The sequence below is a fragment of the Citrobacter sp. wls829 genome, assembly GCF_005280825.1.
GTDB lineage: Bacteria > Pseudomonadota > Gammaproteobacteria > Enterobacterales > Enterobacteriaceae > Citrobacter > Citrobacter gillenii.
In genome coordinates this window covers 1-8,142 of the sequence record NZ_SZWP01000081.1, presented here as the reverse complement: position 1 = coordinate 8,142, position 8,142 = coordinate 1, and the positions used below count along the sequence as shown (strand labels likewise).

Here is an 8,142-nt window from a genome sequence, read left to right as displayed (position 1 = left end):
CCACCACCACCACCACCACCACCACCACCGCCCGCCGCGAGGGCAATTCCGCCCGCCGCCGCCACGCCGCCAAGAACCCACGGCCAGACTGCGCCACCGTCATGACTGCCTTCAGCCGCCATCAGCGGTGTGAGATCGTCCAGATGCTGGAAGTGGAATGCGCCATCAGTATCCTGAACCCACCACAGTGCACCGTTGCTGTCTTCGAGAACGAGTTGGCTTTTATCACTGCCGTTTGCGACATAGAAGTTTTTAATCGTAATTACGTCACCTGAGCGGAGTGTGACCACCAGATCCTGGTTAATACGGGTCAGTTGGCTGATGTCTTCACGCGAAACGGATAATTTCACGATGGACGGTGTACTGAGCGTCACTTCAGAGGCTTCAACATTCGTAGATACACCAGTCAATTTTGATACAACGGCGAGATGACGCATATGTTCACTCCTGATGGCTTGCCGGGGGAATTAATCCGCAACAGCGTTCTGGGAAAATGAGCAGACAGGTGCCCCGTTCATCGTGAAGATGAATTTACACATGTAGTTTCATTGATTAGGTCACAGAGATGTCTGTTTGGTTAGTAAATAAAAATTGGCCTCGGCGTTGAATAGTTCTTTCGTATTAGATGATATAGTCAGAAAGAAAGTATTCCGCAACTTCTACCTGTTAAAAATATACGGCGATATTTCAGGTTGGTTAGTGTAAACGCCGCATAAAATATATGTGTTTTATTATGTTATTGTATTTTAAGTGATTTATTTTTAGCGTGCAGCATGATTTTATAATAAATATCAGTGATAATAATGTTATTAAAATGAAGTGAAATAGATGGAGGAAATTCTTGAAGTTTTATTTTTATTGGACTACAGACATCATGAAATAACACGGTGATTTACTTGATATTTGAACGATTCAGCAGTATTGAACCATAAGTGTGATGAATATATTGAGGAGGATTCAATAACTAAATAATAAGGACCAGTCCCATAATGAGAGACTGGTCACGAAACAAAGGTGTTATCTGCCAGCATTTTTCATAATACGTGCTTTATCCACCTGCCACTCACGCTCTTTCACATCGGAACGTTTATCGTGCTGTTTCTTACCTTTAGCGACGCCAATTTTCACTTTGCACCAGGCGTTTTTCCAGTACAGAGACAGCGCCACGACGGTGTAACCTTCGCGGTTCATTCGGCCGTACAGCGAATCGAGCTCGCGCTGGTTTAACAGCAGTTTACGGGTACGAGTGGGATCGCAGACCACGTGCGTTGAGGCAACTGCCATCGGGATAAAGTTGGCGCCAAACAGGTAAGCTTCACCGTCTTTAAGAATGACATAGCTGTCGCTGATGTTGGCTTTACCCGCGCGCAGGGATTTGACTTCCCAGCCTTGCAGAGCGAGTCCAGCTTCGAACTCTTCTTCAATAAAGTATTCGTGTCGTGCGCGCTTGTTAAGCGCGATTGTGGCTGAGCCAGGTTTGTGTGCTTTTTTCTTCGTCATAATGCCGCTCAGTATAGGTAATCTGGAATCGAAAAACACCCCATTTCATCCAGCGGGGCGCAAGGCGCTATCTTAGCACGAGTTGGGCTATAGCGTTTTTTTTAGCGGATGATAAATGGTATTATTTGCTCGATTGATATAGATGGAAATTGTTATGCCTCAGATTAGCCGGACCGCTTTAGTACCTTACAGTGCGGAACAGATGTATCAGCTAGTGAATGATGTGAAATCCTACCCCCAGTTTTTACCGGGTTGCACCGGAAGCCGCGTACTGGAGTCGACTCCTGGACAGATGACGGCTGCGGTGGATGTGTCTAAAGCAGGGATCAGCAAAACGTTCACCACGCGCAACCAGTTGACTAATAACCAGAGCATTCTGATGCATCTGGTCGATGGCCCCTTCAAAAAACTCATTGGCGGGTGGAAGTTTACGCCGCTCAGTCATGAAGCGTGCCGTATTGAGTTTCAGCTTGATTTTGAGTTCACTAACAAGCTCATTGAGCTGGCGTTTGGCCGTATCTTTAAAGAGCTGGCGTCGAACATGGTGCAAGCCTTCACGGTGCGTGCGAAAGAGGTTTACAGTGTCAGTGTCAGCTAAAATGGTCGTCGAAGTCGCGTATGCGCTACCCGAAAAGCAATATTTACAGCGCGTGACGCTGCAAGAGGGCGCGACGGTTGAAGAGGCCATTCGCGCGTCTGGATTACTGGAATTGCGCCCTGATATCGACCTCAGCAAAAACAAAGTGGGGATCTACAGCCGTCCGGTAAAACTTGCTGATGCTGTGCATGATGGGGATCGGGTAGAAATTTACCGGCCATTGATTGCCGATCCAAAAGAGTTGCGCAGGAAGCGGGCGGAGAAGTCTGCCAACAAATAGCAGGCAATAAAAAGGTGCTCAGCGAGCACCTTTTTTGCTATCTGAAGACCTACTTATTGATTACCGGTCAATGCGGGCTTGTTATCAATATTGGTCAACACGCCATTGCTGTTAAAGGTCAACGTCAGCGTTTGCTGCGTTACGCCTTCGTGTCCTGGTTGCTGACGGAACACATAGAACCAGGTGTTGGTGCCAAAAGGATCGGACATCATCGGTGTACCCAGAGCATAAGCAACCTGCTGTTGCGTCATACCGACACGAACTTTGGACACATCGTTAGCGGTCAGATAGTTTCCCTGGTTGATGTCAGGACGGTAAACCACTCGCTCCAGAGTGGAACAGCCTGCGGTCAACATCAGTAGTACTGCTGCAGCAGCAGTCAGCGTTTTACAGCGCATAGTGATTTGATTCCTTTTCGGGCCCGAGCAGTACGCGGCTCATATGTAATATGCCGATGATAATAGACCTTTCACCACTTTAAAACCTTTTGCTGTCGGGTCGGACGGCGATTTTATGTTGAACTCAGACCGTTACAAGAGAAAAAAGTTTATGCTGCCAGCAGTTCTTTTGCATTTGCGAGGGTATTGCGCGTCACTTCGCTACCGCCAAGTAAGCGGGCGAGCTCCTGCAGGCGCGCGCGTTTATCCAGTGGTTGCATATGTGTTTCGGTCATCGCGCCGTCGGTTTCTTTGCTGACGTAGAAGTGTTGATGTCCGCAACCGGCAACCTGCGGCAGGTGCGTGACGCACATAACCTGCGTGGATTCACCGAGCTGGCGCAGTAGTTTGCCGACGACCGCGGCTGTTGGACCGCTAATACCGACGTCCACTTCATCGAAAATCAGCGCCGGAGTTTCCATTTTACGAGCGGTGATCACCTGAATAGCCAGTGCGATACGCGACAGTTCCCCACCAGATGCGACTTTTGCTATAGGCTGTAACGGCTGGCCTGGGTTGGTGGTGACCTTAAATTCAATGCGATCGGCACCGTCTACACTCAGATGGTGTTCATCAAACTTCACCTCAATGCAAAAGAGTCCGTGCGGCATAGAAAGTGCGTGCATGCTCTCTGTAATGAGCTGCCCTAACTCCTGAGCATAGTGCTGGCGCTGGTGATGCAGCGTCTTTGCTGTTTCCAGTGCCAGCTTGTGATGAGTGTTCACTGCCAGAGTGAGGGTTTCGAGTGAATCAGCCTGATCGTCAAGTTGCTGCTGTTCGTCCAGCAGGGACTGATAGAACTGCGGGAGCGCTTCAGGTGCGACATAGTGTTTGCGCGCCAGAGAGATTTGTTTTGCGATGCGCTGCTCAAGCTCGAATAACCGGTTAGGGTCCAGATCCAGCCGGTCACAATAGTGGCGCAGCTCGTCGCTGGCTTCGCTGAGTTGAATGGTTGCCTCTTCAAGCATGTCCAGAATACCGGAAAGCTTATTGTCCATACCCGCCAGTTCGCTGACCAACTGCTTTGCCGTGTACAGCTGGCTTTGCAGATTAGCGTCTTCGCCATCTGCCATGATAGCCAGCGCCTGTTGGCTGGTGGTGAGCAACTGCCCGCTGTTAGCCAGGCGCTTGTACTCTTCATCGATCTGCTCAAACTCACCCGCCTGCGGACTAAATTCGTTTAGCTCTTTCAATTGGTACTGCAACAGCTCTGCCCGGGCAGCGCGTTCTTGGCTTTGCTGCTGATGATGTGCCAGGTCGCGGCAGCTCTGATGCCACAGTTGATAGCGCGTTGCCATTTCCTGAATAAGAGATGCCTCATTGGCATAGCCGTCCAGCAGGGATTTTTGGTGTTCAGATTTCGTCAGCAGTTGATGCGCGTGCTGGCCGTGGATTTGAATTAACAACTGGCCGAGCTCGCGAAGCTGCGACAGTGGTACCGCGGTGCCGTTGATAAAGCCACGGGAACGCCCATCGCTACTGATAACGCGGCGTAGCAAGCATTCACGGCCTTCTTCAAGCTGGTTTTCTTCGAGCCATTGCAGCGCCGCTGGCGTATCCTTCAGGGAGAAGCGGGCACACAGATCGGCACGCGTAGCGCCAGCGCGCACCATGTCGGCATCGGCACGTCCGCCAAGGCACAAACCGAGGGCATCAATGGCAATGGACTTACCCGCCCCGGTCTCACCGGTGATGACGGTCATTCCGCTCTGAAAATCGATATCAAGTTCACGAACGATAGCAAAATTGCTGATGGTCAGTTGTGCCAACATAGCTGTTTTCCTGTATGAAAAACCATAACTGTAATTACATACAGTATAAACTGGTTTTTTATACAGTAAAGAGGCTGAAGGTAAATTAAAATAATTTTTTTGACCAGCCGAGCTTGGTACTTAATGTATTGAAATAGCTGTAGTCTTTAGGGTGAATCAGGTTTAAATGATAATCACAGCGGCGAATCAACACGTCTTCACCTTCCTGTATAGGCAGGGCAATCTGGCTGTCGCAGCTAATTTCAAGATCGCTACGGCGGTGTGAGAAGCGCAGGCGAATGGTGCTGCTACTGTTGATCACCAGCGGTCGCGCTGAGAGCGTGTGCGGGAACATTGGTACCAGCGTAATGGCATCCAGAGAAGGCGTCAGGATTGGGCCGCCGGCAGAGAGCGAGTAGGCGGTAGAACCGGTTGGCGTGGAAATAATCAGTCCGTCTGAACGCTGGGAAAATGCAAAGACCTCATCAATATAGACTTCAAATTCAATCATGTGCGCGACTTTACCCGGGTGCAGCACCACTTCATTGATCGCGGTACTGATACGCTTCTGGCAATCTTGCTGGCACACCTGAGCTTCAAGTAAAAAGCGCTTTTCACTGATGTAATGGCCTTCCAGCACATCGGCTAACTGCTGATGGGCATTGTCCGGGTCAAGGTCGGTGAGAAAGCCCAGGTTGCCACGGTTGATCCCGATGACCTTAATGTCATAGCGTGCCAGAGTACGCGCAGCACCGAGCATGTTGCCATCTCCGCCCACCACTACCGCGAGGTCCGCCTGCTGACCAATTTCTGCCAGCGTGCCGGTTTGCACATTTTTCAGCTGTAGTTCGCGGGCGATTTGTTGCTCCACGATAACCTGATACCCTTTTGTGCACAGCCAGCGGTAAAGCATTTCATGTGTGGTCAGTGCAGTGGGGTGGCGTGGATGCCCCACAATGCCAATACACTTGAAATGTTTATTCATTTTCTCGAGGTCCTTGTAGCGAAGATGAGTGACAATGTGAGTACTTCCCTTGAATCCCTGAATCTTATCCCCATAATAAGCCAAGTTAGCGAGATGAATGCGAAAAAACGCGGAGAAATTCATGAGTAGTAAAGAACAGAAAACGCCTGAGGGGCAAGCCCCGGAAGAAATTATCATGGATCAGCACGAAGAAGTTGAGGCGGTTGAACCAGACGCTTCTGCTGAGCAGGTGGATCCGCGCGATGAAAAAATTGCGAATCTGGAAGCTCAGCTTACTGAAGCCGAAACGCGCGAGCGTGACAGCGTGTTGCGCATGAAAGCTGAAATGGAAAACCTGCGTCGTCGTACCGAACTGGACGTAGAAAAGGCGCATAAGTTCGCGCTGGAAAAATTCGTTAACGAACTGCTGCCGGTGCTCGATAGCCTGGACCGTGCGCTGGAAGTAGCGGACAAAGACAACGATGCCATGTCGGCGATGATCGAGGGTATCGAACTGACCCGTAAATCGATGCTGGATGTGGTGGCGAAGTTTGGCGTGCAGGTGGTTGCGGATATCGATGTGCCGATGGACCCGAACGTGCATCAGGCGATTGCCATGGTTGAGTCTGACGACGTTGCGGCCGGTAACGTACTGATGGTGATGCAGAAAGGTTATACCCTGAACGGACGTACCATCCGCGCGGCGATGGTGTCTGTGGCGAAAGCCAAGGGCTAATCAGCCTGTCGCGGCGGGTAATGCAGATGCGTTACCCGCCGCGATATTATCATCCCTGGTCCGCCACGCTCTCCCGCAGCGGTTTTACCGGCAAGACCTGCACCTGTTTAATCATATTATCCTGTACGTCGAGAATATCGATATCGTACTGGCCAATGCGCACCCGCGTACCGGCTACCGGGATCTCTTCCAGCGCTTCAAGAATAATCCCGTTTACGGTTCGCGCATCGTCTTCCGGCAGGTGCCAGTTAAAGGCTTTGTTGATTTCGCGAACGTTGGCGCTGCCGTCAATTATCACTGAACCGTCATTTTGCGGGGTGACTTCCTCGGCAAGCGTAGGTGACATGGAGGTGGTGAAGTCGCCGACAATCTCTTCCAGGATATCTTCGACCGTCACCAGGCCCTGAACGTCGCCATATTCGTTAACCACCAGGCCGACTTTCTTTTTGTTGCGCTGAAATTTGATTAGCTGGGTGCTGAGCGGCGTGCCTTCCGGGACGTAATAGATCTCATCAGCGGCGCGCAGCATGGTCTCTTTGGTGAATTCTTTTTTCTCTGCCATCAGGCGCCAGGCTTCGCGTACGCGCAGCATACTAATGGTATCGTCCAGCGAGTCGCGGTAAAGCACAATGCGGCCGTGCGGGGAGTGCGACAGTTGACGCACGATTGATTTCCAGTCGTCGTTGATATCAATCCCGATGATTTCGTTTCGCGGCACCATGATGTCGTCGACGCTGATTTTTTCCAGATCCAACACCGACAGCAGCATATCCTGATTACGGCGCGAGATTTGCGAGCGCGATTCATTCACCAGCGTTCGCAGTTCGTCTTTACTCAGGGAACTGCTTATCACGATATCCGTTTTGATGCCCATCATACGCATCAGCAGACGGGTAATGGTGTTCAGTAACCACACCAGCGGCATCATCAGAATTTGGAGTGGTGCCAGTAAGAAACTGCTGGGATAGGCGACTTTTTCGGGATACAGCGCGGCGATGGTTTTTGGCAGTACTTCAGCAAAAACCAGCACCACAAAGGTCAGCACCCCGGTGGCAATCGCCACACCCGCATCGCCATACAGACGCATACCGACGATGGTGCCAAGCGCGGAGGCGAGAATGTTGACCAGGTTATTGCCGATAAGCACCAGGCTTATCAGGCGGTCCGGTTTGCGCAGGAGTTTTTCAACGCGCTTCGCCTGACGATTCCCCTGCTTGGCCCGGTGGCGCAGGCGGTAGCGGTTCAGGGTCATCATTCCGGTTTCGGAACCGGAAAAATAGGCTGAAATAACCACCATGATGAGAAGCGTAACAATGAGCGTGGTGGTGGAGATGTGTTCCACGTAGGGTTCCTTAAAGACTTAACTCACAAGCTGTTGCAGTATGCGACTACCGAAATAGGCCAGCGTCAGAATGCCTGCACCTGCGACGTTAAACCAGACGACACGACGTCCGCGCCAGCCCTCATGGTAATGTCCCCATAGCAGAACGATATAGACAAACCATGCCACGATAGAGAGCACGGCTTTATCAATATTTTCGGTACTGAACAGGTTGTGCATGTAAAACAGGCCAGTGCACAGGGTCAGCGTCAGCAGAACCACGCCTATCTGAGTGATGTGAAACATTTTGCGTTCAATGCTCATCAGCGGCGGCATTTCATTGTTGAACGCCAGTTTTTTGTTTTTCAGCTGATAATCGATCCACGCCAGCTGCAGTGCGTACAGGGCGGCAATGATCAGCGTGGCATAGGACAACAGCGAGAGCCCGATGTGGATCATCATGCCCGGTGTGGCTTCAAGGTGGGTGATGTACTCGTTGGGCATAAACGTGGCGCAGGCCAGATTGATTAAGGAAGGTGCGAATAAGCAGGTCAT

At 50.9% G+C, this 8,142-nt stretch carries 10 protein-coding genes; 3 read left to right on the top strand and 7 right to left on the bottom strand.

Annotation, left to right across the window (positions count from 1 at the left end; translation table 11 throughout):
* Positions 1 to 437 (bottom strand): BapA prefix-like domain-containing protein (locus FDW88_RS18415; protein WP_137363105.1); only part of this gene is annotated, 437 nt, incomplete at its 3' end.
* 580 nt (positions 438 to 1,017) lie between these two features.
* Positions 1,018 to 1,500 carry an SsrA-binding protein SmpB gene (gene smpB / locus FDW88_RS18410; RefSeq protein WP_096759347.1) on the bottom strand — a complete coding sequence of 161 codons (483 nt, stop codon included), beginning with the start codon at positions 1,498 to 1,500 and terminating at the stop codon, positions 1,018 to 1,020.
* Between the two features lie 154 nt (positions 1,501 to 1,654).
* Here smpB and ratA point away from each other — a divergent pair, with 154 nt between their 5' ends.
* The gene (ratA, locus tag FDW88_RS18405) at positions 1,655 to 2,098 is read left to right on the top strand and encodes a type II toxin-antitoxin system toxin RatA (RefSeq protein ID WP_115257733.1); all 444 of its coding nucleotides are present in this window, start codon (positions 1,655 to 1,657) and stop codon (positions 2,096 to 2,098) included.
* A gap of 1 nt (position 2,099) precedes the next feature.
* Positions 2,100 to 2,378 carry an RnfH family protein gene (locus tag FDW88_RS18400; RefSeq protein ID WP_217439082.1) on the top strand — a complete coding sequence of 93 codons (279 nt, stop codon included), beginning with the start codon at positions 2,100 to 2,102 and terminating at the stop codon, positions 2,376 to 2,378.
* Between the two features lie 53 nt (positions 2,379 to 2,431).
* On the opposite strand, the gene bamE is transcribed toward FDW88_RS18400, so the two are convergent.
* From bamE to nadK, 3 genes are all read right to left on the bottom strand, one after another.
* Entirely contained in the window at positions 2,432 to 2,776 is a 345-nt protein-coding gene (bamE, locus tag FDW88_RS18395; RefSeq protein ID WP_115257734.1) for an outer membrane protein assembly factor BamE, read from the bottom strand.
* Between the two features lie 149 nt (positions 2,777 to 2,925).
* Positions 2,926 to 4,587 (bottom strand): DNA repair protein RecN, encoded by a 1,662-nt coding sequence (gene recN / locus FDW88_RS18390; RefSeq protein WP_137363104.1) that lies wholly within the window; start codon positions 4,585 to 4,587, stop codon positions 2,926 to 2,928.
* Positions 4,588 to 4,672: 85 nt separating this feature from the next.
* Entirely contained in the window at positions 4,673 to 5,551 is an 879-nt protein-coding gene (gene nadK, locus FDW88_RS18385) for an NAD(+) kinase (RefSeq protein WP_096756091.1), read from the bottom strand.
* A 121-nt stretch (positions 5,552 to 5,672) separates the two neighbouring features.
* Here nadK and grpE point away from each other — a divergent pair, with 121 nt between their 5' ends.
* A complete protein-coding gene (grpE, locus tag FDW88_RS18380; RefSeq protein ID WP_096756092.1) occupies positions 5,673 to 6,266 on the top strand; it encodes a nucleotide exchange factor GrpE in 594 nt (197 codons plus the stop codon).
* 49 nt (positions 6,267 to 6,315) lie between these two features.
* Here the strand turns inward: grpE and FDW88_RS18375 are convergent, their stop codons facing one another.
* Together FDW88_RS18375 and FDW88_RS18370 are read right to left on the bottom strand one after the other, a co-directional pair.
* Positions 6,316 to 7,608 carry an HlyC/CorC family transporter gene (locus FDW88_RS18375; RefSeq protein ID WP_135911576.1) on the bottom strand — a complete coding sequence of 431 codons (1,293 nt, stop codon included), beginning with the start codon at positions 7,606 to 7,608 and terminating at the stop codon, positions 6,316 to 6,318.
* An 18-nt stretch (positions 7,609 to 7,626) separates the two neighbouring features.
* The coding region (locus FDW88_RS18370; RefSeq protein ID WP_137363103.1) for an inner membrane protein YpjD at positions 7,627 to 8,142 on the bottom strand (516 nt) is incomplete at its 5' end.